The 16,977-nt window shown below is 68.9% G+C and carries 21 protein-coding genes; 15 read left to right on the top strand and 6 right to left on the bottom strand.

All coding sequences use genetic code 11. The annotated features are described in order from the left end of the window. Nucleotides 1-74: 74 nt before the first annotated feature. On the top strand, nucleotides 75-794 hold the full coding sequence (locus HNR20_RS29410) for a DsbA family oxidoreductase (RefSeq protein ID WP_184186571.1): 720 nt from the start codon (nucleotides 75-77) through the stop codon (nucleotides 792-794). Nucleotides 795-956: 162 nt separating this feature from the next. Here HNR20_RS29410 and HNR20_RS29405 read toward each other — a convergent pair whose 3' ends face one another. Beyond that, nucleotides 957-2,564 (bottom strand): hypothetical protein, encoded by a 1,608-nt coding sequence (locus tag HNR20_RS29405; RefSeq protein WP_184186568.1) that lies wholly within the window; start codon nucleotides 2,562-2,564, stop codon nucleotides 957-959. Between the two features lie 420 nt (nucleotides 2,565-2,984). On the opposite strand from HNR20_RS29405, the gene HNR20_RS29400 reads away from it, so the two are divergent. From HNR20_RS29400 to HNR20_RS29380, 5 genes are all read left to right on the top strand, one after another. Beyond that, the gene (locus HNR20_RS29400; RefSeq protein ID WP_184186565.1) at nucleotides 2,985-3,629 is read left to right on the top strand and encodes a dihydrofolate reductase family protein; all 645 of its coding nucleotides are present in this window, start codon (nucleotides 2,985-2,987) and stop codon (nucleotides 3,627-3,629) included. Nucleotides 3,630-3,758: 129 nt separating this feature from the next. Then, on the top strand, nucleotides 3,759-4,673 hold the full coding sequence (gene bla, locus HNR20_RS29395; RefSeq protein WP_373291067.1) for a class A beta-lactamase: 915 nt from the start codon (nucleotides 3,759-3,761) through the stop codon (nucleotides 4,671-4,673). 87 nt (nucleotides 4,674-4,760) lie between these two features. Further along, complete coding sequence (locus tag HNR20_RS29390) at nucleotides 4,761-5,600, top strand: helix-turn-helix domain-containing protein (protein ID WP_229687245.1); 840 nt, start codon at nucleotides 4,761-4,763, stop codon at nucleotides 5,598-5,600. Between the two features lie 65 nt (nucleotides 5,601-5,665). Continuing rightward, nucleotides 5,666-6,247, top strand: coding sequence for a dihydrofolate reductase family protein (locus HNR20_RS29385; RefSeq protein WP_184186557.1), 582 nt, complete (start codon nucleotides 5,666-5,668; stop codon nucleotides 6,245-6,247). 100 nt (nucleotides 6,248-6,347) lie between these two features. After that, a complete protein-coding gene (locus HNR20_RS29380; RefSeq protein WP_229687246.1) occupies nucleotides 6,348-6,893 on the top strand; it encodes a GNAT family N-acetyltransferase in 546 nt (181 codons plus the stop codon). 104 nt (nucleotides 6,894-6,997) lie between these two features. Here HNR20_RS29380 and HNR20_RS29375 read toward each other — a convergent pair whose 3' ends face one another. Next, complete coding sequence (locus HNR20_RS29375; RefSeq protein ID WP_184186554.1) at nucleotides 6,998-7,741, bottom strand: hypothetical protein; 744 nt, start codon at nucleotides 7,739-7,741, stop codon at nucleotides 6,998-7,000. 264 nt (nucleotides 7,742-8,005) lie between these two features. Between HNR20_RS29375 and HNR20_RS29370 the strand changes: the two genes are divergently transcribed. The 3 genes from HNR20_RS29370 to HNR20_RS29360 are packed head-to-tail and all read left to right on the top strand — an operon-like array spanning nucleotide 8,006 to nucleotide 10,119. Beyond that, nucleotides 8,006-9,079 (top strand): glycoside hydrolase family 43 protein, encoded by a 1,074-nt coding sequence (locus HNR20_RS29370; RefSeq protein ID WP_229687247.1) that lies wholly within the window; start codon nucleotides 8,006-8,008, stop codon nucleotides 9,077-9,079. Between the two features lie 33 nt (nucleotides 9,080-9,112). Further along, nucleotides 9,113-9,493, top strand: coding sequence for a hypothetical protein (locus HNR20_RS29365; protein ID WP_184186551.1), 381 nt, complete (start codon nucleotides 9,113-9,115; stop codon nucleotides 9,491-9,493). Further along, entirely contained in the window at nucleotides 9,490-10,119 is a 630-nt protein-coding gene (locus HNR20_RS29360) for a 4a-hydroxytetrahydrobiopterin dehydratase family protein (protein WP_184186548.1), read from the top strand. The genes HNR20_RS29365 and HNR20_RS29360 overlap by 4 nt, the downstream gene beginning before the upstream one ends. Nucleotides 10,120-10,201: 82 nt before the next feature. Here the strand turns inward: HNR20_RS29360 and HNR20_RS29355 are convergent, their stop codons facing one another. Together HNR20_RS29355 and HNR20_RS29350 are read right to left on the bottom strand one after the other, a co-directional pair. After that, complete coding sequence (locus HNR20_RS29355; RefSeq protein ID WP_184186545.1) at nucleotides 10,202-10,786, bottom strand: dihydrofolate reductase family protein; 585 nt, start codon at nucleotides 10,784-10,786, stop codon at nucleotides 10,202-10,204. A gap of 57 nt (nucleotides 10,787-10,843) precedes the next feature. Beyond that, nucleotides 10,844-11,341, bottom strand: a complete 498-nt coding sequence (locus tag HNR20_RS29350) for a pyridoxamine 5'-phosphate oxidase family protein (protein WP_221309960.1) — start codon at nucleotides 11,339-11,341, stop codon at nucleotides 10,844-10,846. Between the two features lie 75 nt (nucleotides 11,342-11,416). Here HNR20_RS29350 and HNR20_RS29345 point away from each other — a divergent pair, with 75 nt between their 5' ends. The 6 genes from HNR20_RS29345 (at nucleotide 11,417) to HNR20_RS29320 (ending at nucleotide 15,142) form a co-directional block, all read left to right on the top strand. After that, entirely contained in the window at nucleotides 11,417-12,091 is a 675-nt protein-coding gene (locus tag HNR20_RS29345; RefSeq protein WP_184186541.1) for a winged helix-turn-helix transcriptional regulator, read from the top strand. Nucleotides 12,092-12,131: 40 nt separating this feature from the next. Beyond that, complete coding sequence (locus HNR20_RS29340) at nucleotides 12,132-13,016, top strand: S41 family peptidase (RefSeq protein ID WP_184186539.1); 885 nt, start codon at nucleotides 12,132-12,134, stop codon at nucleotides 13,014-13,016. A gap of 110 nt (nucleotides 13,017-13,126) precedes the next feature. After that, nucleotides 13,127-13,504 carry a DUF2089 domain-containing protein gene (locus HNR20_RS29335; protein ID WP_221309959.1) on the top strand — a complete coding sequence of 126 codons (378 nt, stop codon included), beginning with the start codon at nucleotides 13,127-13,129 and terminating at the stop codon, nucleotides 13,502-13,504. After that, nucleotides 13,504-13,761: a hypothetical protein gene (locus HNR20_RS29330; RefSeq protein WP_184186537.1), complete on the top strand. Its 258-nt coding sequence runs from the start codon at nucleotides 13,504-13,506 to the stop codon at nucleotides 13,759-13,761. The genes HNR20_RS29335 and HNR20_RS29330 overlap by 1 nt, the downstream gene beginning before the upstream one ends. Nucleotides 13,762-13,772: 11 nt before the next feature. After that, on the top strand, nucleotides 13,773-14,195 hold the full coding sequence (locus HNR20_RS29325; RefSeq protein ID WP_184186535.1) for an SHOCT-like domain-containing protein: 423 nt from the start codon (nucleotides 13,773-13,775) through the stop codon (nucleotides 14,193-14,195). A 275-nt stretch (nucleotides 14,196-14,470) separates the two neighbouring features. Beyond that, the gene (locus HNR20_RS29320) at nucleotides 14,471-15,142 is read left to right on the top strand and encodes an acetoacetate decarboxylase family protein (RefSeq protein WP_229687248.1); all 672 of its coding nucleotides are present in this window, start codon (nucleotides 14,471-14,473) and stop codon (nucleotides 15,140-15,142) included. A 15-nt stretch (nucleotides 15,143-15,157) separates the two neighbouring features. Here HNR20_RS29320 and HNR20_RS29315 read toward each other — a convergent pair whose 3' ends face one another. Beyond that, complete coding sequence (locus tag HNR20_RS29315; RefSeq protein WP_184186533.1) at nucleotides 15,158-15,499, bottom strand: GlsB/YeaQ/YmgE family stress response membrane protein; 342 nt, start codon at nucleotides 15,497-15,499, stop codon at nucleotides 15,158-15,160. Between the two features lie 167 nt (nucleotides 15,500-15,666). Then, nucleotides 15,667-16,890 (bottom strand): helix-turn-helix domain-containing protein, encoded by a 1,224-nt coding sequence (locus HNR20_RS29310; protein ID WP_184186529.1) that lies wholly within the window; start codon nucleotides 16,888-16,890, stop codon nucleotides 15,667-15,669. Nucleotides 16,891-16,977 lie beyond the last annotated feature (87 nt).

Raw genomic sequence — 16,977 nt, 5'->3', positions numbered from 1 at the left:
GTACCTTTTGTGGCTCTCCAATTCTCATGCATCATGGCGCTACGAACAAGAAGTGAGAATCGAGGAGGAGCGCCATGAAGATCGAGTTCTGGTCGGACATCGTCTGCCCGTACTGCGGGCTGATGGATCACCGGCTCCACCAGGCCCTGGACCGGTTCCCGTACGGCGATCAGGTGCAGGTGATCCACCGGTCGTTCCAGCTGCACCCCGACCTGCCCCGCGCGGGTGTCAGTCAACGGGAGTTGATCACGATGGCCGGGGCTCCCGCGACGACCGTCGACCAGGTGCTGCGGCCAATCGAGCGGGCCGCCGAGGCGGAGGGTCTGACGCCCTACCACGCGGTCGACCGCACGCTCGGGCCGACCGACTTCGCCCACGAACTGCTCGCCTACGCGACCGACCAGGGCCGCGGCAGCGAGATCTGGACGGCGATGTTCCGGGCGCACTTCGGGCAGGCCCGCAAGCTGTGGACCGCCGAGGAGGTTCTCGACTTCGCCGCCGAGGTGGGCCTGGACCGCGCCGGGGCCGCCGAGGCCCTGCGCAGCCGCCGCTACCGGGCGCGGGTGGCAGCCGATCAGCGCGAGGCGCAGCGCCTCGGCGCACGCGGAGCGCCGTTCCTCGTGTTCGACGGCCGCTTCGCCGTGCCCGGGGCGATCGGCCTCGACGACCTGCTCGCGGTCATCACCAAGGCGTGGGCCGAGAGTCATCCCACGCCACAGCCGCTGCCGTTGGTCGGTGACGCCGAGGGCATGTGCGCCCCGGACGGCTGCGTGGTGCCCGACCGCACCAGGTGAGCCGATCGGCTGACACCTCTCGCGAACTGAGACCGAGGGCGCTGTACACGCCATCCGGCCCCGCCGCGGGTCTGATCTGCTTGATCAAACCCGGGCGGGGCCGGATGTCCTGTGCGCTGCTCGCGACTGCCGTCAGGTTCCGGCTAGCCGAGTGGCCGCAGGTCAGCCGAAGCAGTTGGGCACGGGCTGGGCGCTGCCGGTGCAGTTGGTGGGTCGGTTCTTGATGATGAGTGACTTCTGATCCACCGTGACCTGGTTGTTTTCGGTGAAGATCCCGCCGGGCGGCAGGGCGGCGTCGTTCTGGACGACCTTGGACTCCGTGAGGCTGAGCGTGCCGCGGTTGTAGATTCCACCGGCTAGCGAGTCCGGGCCCACGGCCTTGTTCCGGTCGACGTGACTCCGCGACAGCACGACGGTGCCGCTGCCGACGTAGATGCCACCGCCGCCCTCGTTGCGGACGGTGTTCTCGCTGATCTTGCTGTCGGTGATGACGAGCTGGCCAATCTGGTTGAAGATGCCGCCGCCACGTTGGAAGACCGAGTTGCGATCGATCTTGCTGTGCTTCAGGTGGAAGTCGCCGTCGCTGAAGATGCCGCCGCCCTCGCTGCTGGCCGTGTTCTCGCTGACGTCGGCGTTCGTGACCGTGGTGGTGGAGTTGAGTCCGCCGTGGACACCGCCGCCGCGGAAGTCCGCGATGTTGTGGTCGATGCGAACATCGTTGATTACGGCAACGCGGCTGTTCGACAGTCCGCCACCGCTACCGGTTATCACCGTGCCGCCGGTACCGCGGATGACGTTGGCGCTTACTCTGGCGTTCTCCATGGTGAGGTAGCCGTTGTTGTGGATGCCTCCGCCATTGAACGTACCGGTGTTGTTGCTGATCCTGGTCTCGTTGCCCTCGTACCCGCCCTTGTCCTTGTCGTCCCAGTTCCTACCCGTGCCGGCGTTCTCCGCGGACAGTTCCGCCGCGGCTCCCTGACCCTCTGGGGACTGGGCCGCCGGCCCGTTGCTGGGCGCATCGCTCTTGGGGGTGCCGCTGGTGGCCGAGTCCTTGCCATGGTCGGTCTTGCCAGTGATCTTGGTGATGCCGAAGTTGGCGATGCCGCCACCGGAGCCACTGGACCGGTTGTCGACCACGTTCAGGTGTTCGAGGGTGGCCTCGCCGCCGGCGTCCACCCGGATCCCGCCACCACCGGCGATGCTCGCTGACCCCCCCTTGATGGTGATGTCGCGGAGCCTCAGGTCTCCGCCGACCCCGACCTCCAGGATCCGGAACGCTTCGGCGTTCGCCGCCCGCACGATGGTCGCGCCTTCACCCTTGATGGTGATGGGTTTGATGATGACCGGGAGGCCGTTGGGGCCGTAGGCGGTGGGCGGTGTGGCGACCGGCGCGAACGCGGTGAGGGTGTACGTGCATCGCTCGGCGAGTTTGAGGGTCGCCCCGTTTCCGGCGTTGGCGAGCACGAGCGCGGCGATCAGCTCATCGGCGTCGCACGGCACCACCCACTCGTCGCCCTTGTAACTCTTGCCGTCGCTGCCACCCGGTTCCTGCCCACCTCGGGCCTGCCCGTCCGGTGCCTGCCCGCCTGGGGCCTGCCGGCCTGGGTCCTGTCCGCCGTTGTCGTCGCCGGTTGCTCGGCCACCTTCGACGATGAACTGCTGCGCAGCTTTTTCGAGGCGGTCGTTGACGCCATCAAGGCCGGACGCTCCAGCGACGCCAGCGGCGCCGCTGACGGCGGCCAGCCCGGCCACTCCGGTCAGCCCGGCCACAAGCCAGCGTCCCCACCGGCGCCGTCCCGGCGGTCCGGGCCGAGCTGCTGCTGCCCGGCTGACATGTTGGTGTTGCGATAGATGGTCGGACATAGCGCTACCTCACCCTTCTCCGTGCACAACAGGTCTCCACCGCCCCTCCGGGGCCGATAGCGACCAAATTGGGCCTTAGCTATCAGAACGGAACGTAGCAGAGGCTTTCTCGCATAAGACACAGACGCGAAAAATAGCCATGTTCGGTGCATCTGTCACAGGCGCCCCGCGAGCAGCAGTGGTCCCAAGGTTCTCCATCTCGATCGGGCCGATCGCTCACGCCCGACCGCAGCGCGAATTTCTGCCCGAGCCGTCGCGGCGCTGAGCCTGCCGGCGCTCACACGACTACTCTCCCGACCGAGACGACCAACTCACCGGGAGCAGGGCATGGGCCTCATCCACATCGAACTGTTCGCGACCCTCGACCTCGTCGGGCAGGCGCCCGGTGGCCCCGACGAGGACCCGGCCGGGTTCTCGTTCGGCGGCTGGCAGGCGCCCCTGCTGGACGAGGTCGCCGGGGCGCAGGTTCTCTCCGCGTACGAGGGCACCGACGCTCTCCTGCTCGGCCGGCGCACGTACGACATCTTCGCCGCGCACTGGCCGCACCAGGAGGGCGGCGAGGACAACGAGATCGCCACGCTCTTCAACAGCATCCCGAAGTACGTGGCCTCCGGCGGCAACCCCGACCTGTCGTGGGCCGGCTCCACCCAGCTCGGCCCGGATCTGGCCGACGCGGTGCGGGAGATCCGGGACCGGCACGAGCACATCAAGGTCGTCGGAAGCCTCAACCTGGTGCAGACCCTCCTGCGCGAGAAGCTCTTCGACCGTCTCGACCTGTGGGTGCACCCGATCGTGCTCGGCGTCGGCAAGAAGGTGTTCGACGGCGGCGCGGTGCCCACGAACCTCACTCTCCTCGAACCGCCGGTGGCCAGTTCGAAGGGCACCGTGTACCTGCGCTACGCGCTCGCCGACGGCACGCCCGCGACGGGGGACATGGCCGCACCCGATCGCGGTGCCGGGCGCGACGACTGACGCCGGGCCGTGTGGGTTCGCGTCGTCGGCGGTGAGTCCGCCGGGCCGGCACTCAGCCGGGGGCCTCGCCAACGATCAGTGGGGACAGTTGAGCCGGCCACGGCGCGGGTCAACGGCGCACGAAGAGGGATGACGATGGCTGTCTCGGCACAACGTCTGGCGATCGCCGTGGCCGCCTCGACCCTGGTTGCGATGACGTCGTGCACCCCCGGAGACCCAGCCGAGGTGCGGACGCCGAGCGCGGAGGTGCCGATCACCCCGTCGCCGGCCGCCGACCAGGAGTTCCAGCGGTTGGAGAAGACGTTCGAAGCACGGCTGGGGATCTACGCCGTCGACACAGGCACTGGCCGCACGATGGAGTACCGGGCCGACGAACGGTTCGCGTACGCCTCGACGTGGAAGGCGCTGGCCGCCGCCGAGGTGCTGGACGACACCACGGACGCCGAGTTGAATCGTGTGGTGCGGTACTCGGCGCAGGACCTGGTGGCACACTCACCGATCACCGAGAAGCACGTCGCCAAGGGCATGAGTTTGCGCGCCCTCGCCGACGCCGCCGTGCGCTACAGCGACAACACGGCAGGCAACCTGCTGCTGCGTCACCTCGGAGGGCCGCAGGGGTTCGAGACGAAGCTGCGCGAAATCGGCAACACGATCACCGACGCCACCCGTTACGAGACCGCGCTCAACGAGGCGACGCCGGGCGACAAGCGGGACACCAGCACCGCGCGGGCTCTGGCGGACGACCTGCGGGCGTACACCATGGGGAAAGCCCTGGATCCCGCGGACCGCGACCTTCTGCGCGGCTGGCTGCGGGGCAACACCACCGGTGGGGCGTTGGTCCGCGCCGGGGTGCCCGCCGGCTGGGTCGTCGGGGACAAGACCGGCACCGGAGGGTACGGCACCCGCAACGACATAGCCGTGATCTGGCCGCCCGACCGCGCCCCGATCGTCCTCGCCGTGCTGTCCAGCCGCGACAAGAAGGACGCCACCCCCGACGACGCCCTCATCGCCCAGGCCACCAAGGTGGTCGTCGCGCAACTGTGACCGGCGGACGGTTGTCGTCGAACTCGCGCCCCGCCGGCGCGCGCGCCGAGACGTCCAGCCGCGCTGGCGGGCGTCGATACTGTGGGCGTGGAGTACGTGTCCAGAGTTCCGCGACCGCCGCTGGACGGGCTGATCGACGACCTCTACTACCTGGAGGGTGCGCCGCCGTACGCCCGGCTGACGCTGCCGGCAAGTCCGGCGGTGTTGCTCATCGTCAACCTCGGGGCGCCGTTCCGCATCCGCGCCGACGCCGACATCGAGACGGCCGAGTACGCCGACGGCTGCGTGGTCACCACGCCCACCCGCGCGTTGGAGTTCGGCTACCCACTCCGGACCCGGTCCGTCGGCGTGCACTTCAAGCCGTGGGGGCTGGCGCCGTTCCTGCCGATGCCCGCGGCCGAGTTGTGTGACCGGCCGGTGACGGTAGAGCAGGTTTGGGGTCGACCCGCCATCGCCGAGTTGCGAGACCGGCTGGCCACGGCGGGCGAACCGCACGAGATGCTGACGCTGCTCGAGGAGGAGCTGATGCGACGGCTAGGCGACCCGGCCGGCTTGGGGCTGGTCCGCCATGCGAGCAGCGTCATCGCTGCGACCGGCGGGGCGGTGGCCATCGACGACCTGAGGGTTTCAGCCGGCGTCAGCAGCACTCATCTGGCACAGCGGTTCAAGGAGCTCGTCGGCGTCACGCCGAAGCGGCTGGCCCGCTCCTACCGCTTCGTCGCCACCGTGTTCGCGATCAACCCCGCCGAACCGGTCGACTGGGCCGACCTCGCCAGTGGCGCGGGCTACTTCGACCAGGCCCACTTCGGCCACGAGTTCCGGGCGTTCACCGGGCTCACGCCGACCCGGTACGTCGAAGTCCGGCGGCGGTTCCTGCGCGAACATCCCGGCCACACGCTGGACGGCTGGCCGCTGCCGGCCGATTGATTTCTTACAAGAGCGACAGCTCACGACACGCTAACTTGGCGGCACCTCAAAGCATAGGAGAGCCCGTGGGCAAGGTGGTCATGTACAGCTCGGTGTCGGTGGACGGCTTCATCGCGGATGAGAACGATCAGCCCGGACCCCTGTTCGACTGGTTGACCAGCGGTGACGTCCCGTTGGACGACAGCGGAGTGCTGAAGGTGTCGCAGACGTCCTACGACTACACCCGTGCGTACTGGGACCAGATCGCGGTGACAATCGCGGGCCGCCACGTCTTCGACATGACGGACGGCTGGGACGGGAAGCCTCCGAGCGGGATCGACCACGTGGTCGTCGTGACGCACCGACCGGAGCCCGAGGGCTGGGACCCCGAGGCGCCGTTTTACTTCGTCGACGGCGTCAAGGCAGCCGTGGCCAAGGCACAGGAGCTTGCGGGTGACCGCATGGTCGAGGTCGCCGCTGGCGACGTCGGCGGCCAGGTGCTTGCCGCGGGCCTGATCGACGAGGTGCGCATGGACGTCGTACCCGTGGTGTTCGGGTCTGGAAAGCGCTACTTCGGGTCGGTCGACGCGCAGCACCTGTTGGAGGAGCCTGACGTGGTGCTTCAGGGCAACCGGGTGCTTCACCTGCGCTATCGGGTGCGCCGTTGACCGATCTGACCGGGTACGCGAAGGAGTCCCCTGCACGGACGTCGCCGAGCTTCTGCTCCCCGCCGTGATGCGCGGCGCGCCGAAATGCTACGAAGGGGAGGTGCCTGACCTGACAAGCTCCCTTGATGCCACGTCCCTGGAAACTCCGCGGCTGCTGTTGCGTCGCTGGCGAAGCGATGATCTGGACGGGTTCGCCGCGGTCAACGCGCAGCCCGAGGTGATGCGCTACATCCATGACGGTCGCACCCTGGACCGGGCCGCGACCGCGGAGCGTCTGGCCATCTATCAGCGGCACTGGGACGAGCACGGCTTCGGCCTGTACGCGGTGGAAATCAAAGAGACCGGCGAGTTGGCCGGTTTCACGGGGCTGGCGGTGCCGACCTTCCTGCCCGAGATCATGCCGGCCGTGGAGATCGGCTGGCGGCTCGGCCGCGCGTACTGGGGCCGGGGCCTGGCCACCGAGGCGGCCCAGGCGGTTGTCGCCCACACTCGGGCCGAGCTAGCCCTGCGGCGGCTGGTCAGCATCCACGTCGTCGGCAACGAGGCGTCCGCGCGGGTGATGGTCAAGCTGGGCATGTCGCTGGAACGCGAAACCGTGCAGCCGGACACCGGCCGCCAGGTCCGGGTCTACGCAATGGACCTGTAGGCAGGACTTCGTTGCCAGACCCGAGGCCGCCGACACGAAGGGCGGCCACCGAAGTTGTCCGACGCCGAAACAATCACCATCGCGGTCGCCCAGTCCCCGAGCATCTAGCTCGCCAGGAGGCGGCGCAACCCGTCCGGCACCTCGGTAACCTCGGCCGCGCTGGGTTTGTCGATCTTGACGTGCTTGCCGAAGTCGGAGAACCTGGCCGTGCTTGCAAAAGTCGGCAGCGTGACCGTCAGCGCAATCAGGTAGCCCTGAGCGTCCACCGACGCCTCGTACGGCACGGACTGCGACACACCACCGTGGTGCTCTAACTGCTCGGCCGTCGCCGGCAGGAGCCCTCGGGACACCTTCGCTGGCGCCACGGTGAAGTCGAGCGTGCCGGTGTAGGTGCCCTCCCCCGTACGCGTGGCGGCCGTCATCGCCGCGGAGAAACCCTTGATCCCCGCTGGGTCGAACGTGTCCCCCAGATGCACCAGGGACGCCGTGGCGAACTCCGACGTCGGGAACCAGATGAACTTCGTCGGGTCGAGGTTCGGCAGGTAGGTCGAGCCCAGCGTCATCCAGGCGTCATCGCCAACCACCCGCACCTTGGAGTCGACGGTTTCGCCGCCGGTACCCGTGGTGACCGTCAAGGTCAGCGCCTTTCCCGCCGGGTCGGTGTCGCCGACGACCTCGACGTTGGGCACGCTCAACGTCACGTGCGCCGACCCCTTGGCGGTCTTGGCGGCCGCGGCCCGCACCTGCGCGAGCGGGTCAGCGGGGGCCGGTTCCGGCACGGCGTTACCGCCCGAGTCACAGCCCGCCAGCAGCGCCAGCAGGCCGACGAGCATCCACTTGCGAACCATGGCCGAACTCCCCCGTTGATCGACGACTGCGGCAGACTACCGAATCCGGCAAAGGCAAAGCGCCCGCGTTTTACGCACCTTCGTGCGGCACCGTGAGCCGGGCCCTCACCGCGCTGCCTCAGCAGTGGCCGTGTGAGTGACGTTGTGGCAACGTCCTAACGGTCAGCGAGTTCAGGCAGTCCACTCCGGCCACTGCCGGAGACGACCGACCGGACCCGACGTGACTGAGGGCCGGCCAACGGCCAGCTGAAAGGAGCCCCGATCGTGAACGTGGGCGACCGAACCCTTCCGCGCATCCTCTCCGTCCTGCTGGCCGCCGTGCTCGCCGCCGGCCTGTCCACTGCCGGTGCCGGACCGGCAGCCGCCGGGCAGACGAGCCTGCGGGCTGCCGACCCGAGCGTGATCCGCGTCGGCGCCACCTACATCTCCGTCCAGTCGCTCAACGGCGGGATCGCCGTGCGGCAGGCAGCGTCAACCGACGCGCTCGCCGCCGCACCCGCGCGACAGGTGTGGACGGACAGCCGCAACCTCGGTGAGGTCTGGGCCCCGGAGATCATCACCGATGGCGGCCGCTACTACATCTACTTCACCGCCGGTCGCGGCGCCGCACACCGCATGTACGCGATCAGCTCGGCGTCGCCGGCCAGCGGCTACACGGCCGAGCGGCAGCTCGCGCTGCCCGGCGGCAAGTGGGCCATCGACGGCAGCATGTTCACCTTCAACGGGCAGCGGTGGTTCGTCTGGTCGGGGTGGGCCGGCGACACCAACGTCGAACAGAACATCTACCTCAGCCGAATGAGCGATCCACTCACCCCGACCGGCAACCGGTTCATCATCTCCCAACCCCGGGAGAGCTGGGAGCGCGTCGTCGGCAACCCGTACATCAACGAGTCCCCCGAGGCGATCAGGGACCCGAACGGGCAGCTCCACATCGTCTACTCCGCCAACGGCAGCTGGAGTGACCAGTACTGTCTCGCCGACCTGCGACTGCGCGCCGGCGGCGATCCGACGTACGTGTGGGACTGGTACAAGTCGAACGGCTGCCTGTTCGGCTCGAACCGCGCCACCATGATGGCCGGCTGGGATCCCACCCTGCACGTGAACGGGCCTGGCCACCACAGCTTCGTGCTGCTCAACGGTGACATCGCCACGAGCCCACCCGCCGGGCCGAGGTTCCCGCTGATGTTCCACGCCGTACCCAAGGGCACCCCGTACTCCTGGGAGAACCGCTACTGGTACACCGGCACCTTCTGCTGGTGGGGCAACACCACCTACCGCCGCGCGAACGTGCCCGGCCCGACGACCGACACCGGGTTCAGCATCAAGTTCTTCGAATAACCCACCGTTGCCCACCGGTGGCACCATCGCCTGATGAACGTTCGTCGATTGGCGGCCGTCGACATGTACGGCACCCGAGGAACCCGCCGCCGGCGGCTCATCATTCTGGCCGAGTTCCTCATCGGCGTGGTTGCCATGGTGACGTTGGGCAGCTGGCTACTGGCGTCATCGAGCGGCCTCGGCGACCGAGCATTCGGCCTGTGGTTCATCGGTGCGGGTCTCAACTACGCCCCGCTGTCCGCGTACGCGATCATGCTGATGCGGCCCGGCGCCCTCGACGCCGAGTTGGCCGGCGTCGACGTTGGCCGGGAGTTGCGCCGCTACACCGTTCTCCAACTGTGGGTCTTCGTGCCGCTCTCGCTCGTCGTCTTCGACCTCCACGACGCGCTCACCCGACGTCGGGCACGGGCATGACTGGGCAGATCACGGCCGCGCAGTTCCACGCGGCCGACGGTGTCGAGGACTGGCGCTGCCTCTACCACCTGGTCTCGGCCTACTTCCCGACCGGATCGCTGACCAAGGGCGTCGCGCTCGTCGATGAGATCGGCCGGCTCGCCGACGAGGCCCAGCAGCAGCACCTCGCCGTCGACCTGCGCGGCACCGGCGTCACGGTGAGCCTGACTCGGCGCGACGTCTCGTTGGCCCGGCGCATCTCGTCCGCCGCCAAGGAGCTGGGCATCCCCGCCGATCCGACCGCCGTCCAGCTCGTCAACGTCACCCTTGACGCACTCGCCGGCGCGGACGTGCTGCCGTTCTGGCGGGCGCTGCTCGGCTATCGGCAGATTGGCGACGACTACCTGTCCGACCCGTCGCGCCGCGGCCCGGGCTTCGGGTTGCAGCCGATGGACGAGGCGCGCCCACAGCGCAACCGCATGCACCTCGACATAGCTGTCCCGCACGATCAGGCAGAGGCTCGCATCGCCGCCGCCCTGGCCGCCGGCGGCCACCTGGTCTCCGACGCGCACGCGCCCAGGTGGTGGGTCCTGGCCGACGCCGAGGGCAATGAGGCGTGCGTCGCCACCTGGCTCGGCCACGAATAGCAGACGGCGGGCCGTCACCTCGTGAGCCGATCACGGTACGCGCCAACGGCCGGCGCCGAACCTCAGCCGGCGCGACGCTGTCTCAGCCGGCCCGGGTGTCGTCGGTTGGGTGGTACTTCAGGAGGACGACCCCGGAGGCGAAGGGTTCGGCGGACACCAACTCCAGCCGTGCCGGCGGCTGACCACCGTCGAACAGCGCCTTGCCCTGGCGAAGGAACAGGGGATGCACCAGGAGGTGCAGCTCGTCGATGAGCCGGAGATCGGCGAGGGACCGGATCAGGGTGAGACTGCCGTAGACCACGATGTCGCCGCCGGCCCCACGCTTGAGTTCGGTGATCTCGTCGGGGTCGAGATGGGTGAGCCTGCGGGTGTTCGTCCAGGTCGCGGTGTTCCCCGAGGCGGAGACGACGATCTTCTCCAGCGCGTCGAGGCGTTGGGCATACCCTCGTACGTCGTCCGGCTGGTCGGGGTTCTGGGCGGTCGGCGGCCAGTGGCTGGCGAAGTCGGCGTGCGTGATCCGGCCCAGCATCAGGCTGCCGGCGTCGTCCACCAGGGTCCGCTCGTATTTTTGCAGGTGATCGTCGGCCAGGAGCCAGTCCATCTCGTCGTCGGGGCCGGCGACGAATCCGTCCAGGGTGATCCACATCGACACGACAATCTTGCGCAACGTCGTCCTCCGTCATGGTGCGGCGAGCCCCGGGGATCCGGGTCCTCGGCGTGCTGGTTACTGGCCGCCGGTGAGCGCGGCTCGGACGGGTTCCGGTGTGCGAGCCGGGAACCGCTCCTGGAAGTCGACGACTCCGACCCAGGTGGGGCGCAGGCCGATCCGGACCATCCGCAGGCCCGGCTGATCTATCGCCTCCAGGTAGGCGTTGCCCACCTCGTCGCCCATCCCCGCGCGCTGGATGGTGGCGTACTCCGGCAGGACGCCCTCGACCTCCGCCAGGGTGACCTTTCCGCGCAGCATGAGCACCTCCGGAAGCCCGTCCGCGGTGTCGACGCAGACCGCCACGTCCGGCCGGGCGCTCAGGTCACGGATCTTGTACGTGCCGGCGAACGCGCCGACGACCAACTCCTCGCCGGTCCACAGAAAGTTCACCGGGATCAGCCGCGGCGTGCCGTCCCTGCTGGTGTAGGCGAGGCGTGCCACCAGGGACGCGGCGAGCAGGCGCCGCGCCAACGGGGTGTCCAGCAGCTTCACGTCACCTTGCGGCAGGCTCATGAGAGCCACGCTAGGGGTCCAACTCCTAAAGAACAAGTGATACTCCTGAATTAGGATCGAGATAGAGTGGACGCCATGAGCGGCATGCGTAGTTACGGAGATCCGTGCGGTGTCGCGCGTGGACTGGACATCATCGGCGAGCGGTGGGCGCTGCTGGTGGTACGCGACCTTCTGCTCGGCCCCCGGCGGTTCAACGATCTGCTCGGCGGCCTACCCGGCGTGAGCCCCAACGTGCTGAGCCAGCGGCTGCGCCAGTTGACCGAGCACGGCGTGGTGCACCGGCGGGACCTGGGCCCACCGACGCGGGTCCACCTCTACGAACTCACCGAATGGGGCCGCGCCCTGGAACCGATCCTTCTCCAGTTCGGACGCTGGGGAAGCCAGTCTCCACAGTCACCCGAAGGCACTCTCGGCATCGACTCCCTGCTGCTCAGCATCAAGGCAGCCTTCGACCCGGCGCGAGCCCCGGAACTCGCCGGCAGCTACGCGTTCCACATCGACGCCGACACGTACCTCGCCGACGTCGCCGACGAGACGGTGCAGATCCGGCGCGGCCCGGCGTCCGAACCCGACGCGACGCTCACCACCGACATCGGAACCCTTCGGGCCGTCTGTGGCCAGGAGATCACCATGGCGGCGGCGGTGAAGTCGGGCGCACTGCGACTGAGCGGTGACGAGGACGCCAGGCGGCGCCTCACCGATCTGCTCCTGGCCCCGTTCACGCCCGCACCCCAGCCGGCCGCGCACTGACGGTGGTCAGGAGGCTGCCTGTGGTCTAACGTGGCCCGCCGTGCTCTCAAACGAACAGATAATCGAACAGGCCCTGGATCGGATCGAGGCAGGGTACGTCTTCCCTGCGAAGGTCGCGGACATCGACGCCGCGATCCGGCGCCGTCTCGCGGCAGGCGAGTACGACGACCTGGACGGGCCGGCGCTGTGCGAGACGGTGACCGCTCACCTGCAGGAGGTGTGCCCGGACAAGCATCTGCGGCTGCTGTGGTCGGACCAGCCGCAGTCGCTGGATCCAGCGGACGAGGACGGCGGGAAGGCCGCGTTCCTCGCGCTACTCAGGGCGGAGAACCAGGGAATCCGCCGGGTCGAGCACCTGGACGGGAACGTCGGGCTCATCGACGTGCGGCGCATCGCGTACGCCGACGAAGGCGCCGCCGCGATCGGTGCGGCCATGCAACTGGTCGCGCTCAGCTCCGCGCTCATCCTGGACCTACGCGCGTGCTCCGGCGGAACACCGGAGGGAGCCGCGATGTGGTGCAGCTACTTCTTCCGCGACGACCAGGTGCACCTCAACGACTTCTACGAGCGGTCCACCGGCGCCACACGCCAGTTCTGGACGACCGCGCACCTGCCCGCGCCGCGCTATGCGGACCGCCCGGTCCATGTGCTCACCAGCGCGATGACGTTCTCCGGGGGCGAGGACGTGGCGTACACCCTTCAGGCGCACGGCCGGGCCGTCGTCGTCGGTGAGACCACACGTGGCGGCGCGCATCCGACGGCCCGCCACCCGGTCACCGAACACATCCTCGTGACCGTGCCGACCGCCCGGACCATCAACAGCGTCACCGGCACCAACTGGGAAGGCGTCGGAGTGGTCCCGGACGTACCCGTCCCGGCACACCAGGCACTCGACACGGCACTCAAGGCCATCCTGGGCGCATAGGCGCGTCTGCGTCGCCGGCCGACGGCCACCTCCACGCCCATGAGCGCGATCTTAAGAAAGTTAAGGTGTACCTCTTGGAAGTTGAAGATTTCTGAGTTTAAGATTTAGGTATGACAGAACAGGCGATGGACTGGCAGGAACTCACCAGCCTGACGCGAGGCCAGCCGTTCGTCGTCGAGCGGGTGCGCCTGGCCAGCAACGGCGTCGCGATCGAGGGCGAGTTCGAGCTACCGCAACTGGCTCAGCTCAACGTCGAGGATCAGGTCTTCGTCACGGCCTTCGTGCGCTGCCACGGTTCGATCAAGGAGATGGAACGCATCTTCGGGGTGAGCTACCCGACGATCAAGTCACGACTCAACCGGATCACGCAGATGCTCGACTTCGTCGAGACCGACCCGGCGCCCTCGCGGGCCGACATCATCGACAGGTTGCGCCGCGGTGAGATCACCACGCAGCAGGCGCTGGCCGAGCTGGACGGCCGCAGTTGATGCCGCAGCTGGTGACCGTCAAGGTCCACCGCCCGGACCGCCGGCCCATCCGCCTCTGGGTTCCGGTGCTCCCCGTGGCGCTCGTGCTCTTCCCGGTCGTGGTCCTGGTCGTGCTGGCGGCGATCGTGGCCTGCGTCGTGTTCCGCATCGGTGTGATGCGGGCACTCGGCACCGGTTGGCGCGTCATCTCCGCGCTGCCCGGCGCCCGTTTCGACATCGAGCAGGACCGCATGGCCGTGCTCGTGGCTATCCGATAGGAGAGGTTCGAATGACCGAACAACGCAAGGACATCCTCGACATGCTTGCCGCCGGCAAGATCACCGCCGAGGAGGCGGACCAGCTCATCGCCGCACTCGAACGGGACCAGGCACCGGCGACGGCAAGTCACGACGCCCGACCGAAGGGCAAGGTGAAGTACCTGCGGGTGATGGTGGACGCCACCGACAACGGCGAGCCGTCGCGGGTCAACGTGCGGGTGCCACTGCAACTGCTGCGGGCCGGCGTACGGCTGGCGGCGCTGATCCCGCCGCAGGCCCTGGTCAAGGCCAACGCCTCACTCAGCGACTCGGGCGTGCCGATCGACCTGACGCAGCTCAAGCCCGAGCAGTTGGAGGCGCTCGTGGAGCACCTCGACGAGGTGACCGTGGAGGTGGACTCCCCCGATGCCACCGTGCGGGTCTTCTGCGAGTAGGCGCCGTCTGACGGGACGGCCCCTCGAGAGGGTGCTGGAACACCCTCCCGAGGCTGCGCCCGCCGCAGCAGAGCACAGGTGAACTGCCAACCTGAAGTTTAGCCACTCACCAGCACGCCAGCGGAGGGACCACTCGGACGGGTGGTCCCTCCGCTGCGTCCCGCCCCTGGTCGTGAGCCGGACGGGTTGGCATGTCGGCAATCCGTCGTTGTCCGGGCGTCGGGCGACTCCGTAGCGTCGCGGCTACGTATCGATGCCCAGCGGAAGGACCCCTCGTGACCGAACTCGTCGCTCCGCAGCTCGTCGTGAACAGCAGAATGATCTACTTCGGTTGGCTACCGGCCGACCCCGACGCGGTGGCCGCCCTGGTGCCCGACGGGCTCAAGCCCGCGCCGAACCACCAGGTCTTCATGAACCAGTACGTCGTCGACGACGCCGGGCAGACCAATGGCTTCGGCGCCTACTCCCTGACGTACATCGGGCCGGACCTCTCCGGGGTCGACGCTCCCGACGGCGTCACGCCCGGTCGCTGGTGGACCCAGTACTTCAATTCCAGCCCGGTCGTCCGCGCCTACGCCGAAGCCCGGGGCGTGCCGGCGACCCCGGGAAAGACCACCATCGAGGTACGCGGGCGTCGGCTGATCGCGACCACCGAGGCGGACGGCGTGCCCGTGATCAGGACAACGGCCCGCGTCGGGCACACCGGCGACGCCGTCAACCGAGGCCAACTGCGCTACCTCACCCGCCTGGACGGGAAGCTGCACAGCGGCAACTACCCGTTCGTGGCCGAGCCGGTCGACCCGTTCGAGGTCGAGTCGCTGGAGTTCCTCGAACCCGACCACCCCGTGTACGCGCTGCGTCCGGCAAATCCGCTGGAAATCGTCTGGGGCTTCTACTCACCGCGCGCGTCGTTCGCCTACCCGGGCGGCGAGTCCGTACTCGACTGAGCCCGTAATCGAATCTCAGCTCTTGGCCTGGCTGCGACGGGCACGCCGACGGGGCTTGTCGTCGCCGCCGGCAAGCCGGGTGAAGGTGAGCATGTTCGCCAGCGCCACGGCGATAATCGCCAAGCCGACCTGGATCGCGAGCACAACCCAGTCCCAGCGCAGCACCCACACCTCCACGTTGGCCCCGTCGTCGATATCGAGCGCCCTGGCGACCACGGTGCCCAGCACCGCCGAGCCGACGCCGATGACGAACGTGGCGAAGAGCCCGATCCGCTGCCTCCCCGGCAGGATCAGTCGGCCGAGCAGGCCGACGAGGGCACCGATGAGCACCGCGCCGAGATAACCAGTTACCAGCATTGCCGTCTCCCCTCCAGCAGTGCCCAGGTACATGCCCGAAACTTGCGTCCCCGGAAACCCCGTCCAGGCCGTCGGCCGGCTCATCGCCCAATCCGGCATCCCTGAGAACCCGTAATCGCTCCTGCGCCCGACCGGCGCTCGCGTGGTGGTGGCCGGACGCCGGTCGGTCAGCGGGTGAGGCCGACCAGCGTCGCCAGTCGCGCCACGCCGGCCGGCGCCGGCTGCGCGCGGGCAACATCGGCGATCACGGTACGCACCAGAGGCCGACACCGAACCTCGGCCGGCGCGACACTGTCCGCGTCCACCAGCGCCCGTGCGGCGCCGCGCAGGTCACCCACCTGCAGGTACGCCCGTGCGGCGTCCACCAGGTACGCGCCCCGATACTCGGCCGGCAACCGCCGCCACGCCTCCCGCCGCACCACGGTCACGTGCCGCCGCACCGCCTCGGCAACGTCACCCCGCAAGGCCGCCACCAGCACCCGCGCCACCTCGACGGCGATCGGTCCGAAGCTGGTGCGGTGCTGATCGTCGTACCCCCTGATCTGCGCCGCGATCCCCGCGGCCCGGTCGATCAACTCGTCGGCCCGCCGGTGCTCGCCGCACCCAGCGGCCGCCAGCGCGGCCTGCACCAACAACACCCCACCCACTCCCCTCCCCTCGCCCTGTCCCCCGTGATCAAGAGGTTTCCGGGCGGTTTGATCTCCGAAACTGACGCAAGCCTCTTGATCACCAGAGCGGATTGCGGGTTGAAGGACGCGGTTGGCGGCGGGTAGCAGGGCGGTCAGGGCCAGGTGGTTGCGGTCCTGGGCGCGGAGCGCCTGGCCTACCGAGATGGTGGCCGTTGCCGCGAGGATCGGGTTGTCGGCGGCGGTGGTCATCGCGCGGTCGGCGGCCAGCCAGGCGAGGTCAGCCTCGCCGAGCTTGACCAGCAGCGACGAGGTGATCCGGTACGCCTGCACCAGCAACTCCGGTGACCGCGCGGCCTGGGCGGCGTCGAGCAGACCCGGCAGCAGGCGCACCAACTGTCGGTAGTGCGCGTGCTGGTAGGTCAACCAGGCGTACCCGACCTCCCGCCGCAGCTCCTCCGGCGGCTGGGCCGGTGCCTGCGGGGTGTCGTAGCGGGCGAGAGCGGCCCGGATGTCGTCGACCCCGTCCGGCGGGCCGGCAGGGGTGCTCGGCTGCTGGCCGAGCAGCACCTCCGGGTCGACCCGCAGGACGTGGGCCAACTCCTGGATCACCGAGTACCGGTCCAGAGAGCGCACGCCCCGCTCCACCTTGTCCACCCAGCTCTTCGACCTACGCAACCGGTCGGCAAGCATCTGCTGCGTCATCGACCGCCGCACCCGCCATCGGGCCACCCGCCGGCCGATCGGGACGTCATCGTTGGTCACGCCGCCACCGCCGGTCCGGGACCGCGCGGGTCGTGTCGTCCACGGGTACGCGTTCCGCTTCGGCCTGGGCAAGGAGGCGCTGTTTGG

The organism is Micromonospora parathelypteridis (genome assembly GCF_014201145.1).
Taxonomy (GTDB): Bacteria; Actinomycetota; Actinomycetes; order Mycobacteriales; family Micromonosporaceae; genus Micromonospora; species Micromonospora parathelypteridis.
The sequence above is the reverse complement of the archived record's forward strand: the minus strand, read 5'-3'. Positions and strand labels throughout refer to the sequence as shown.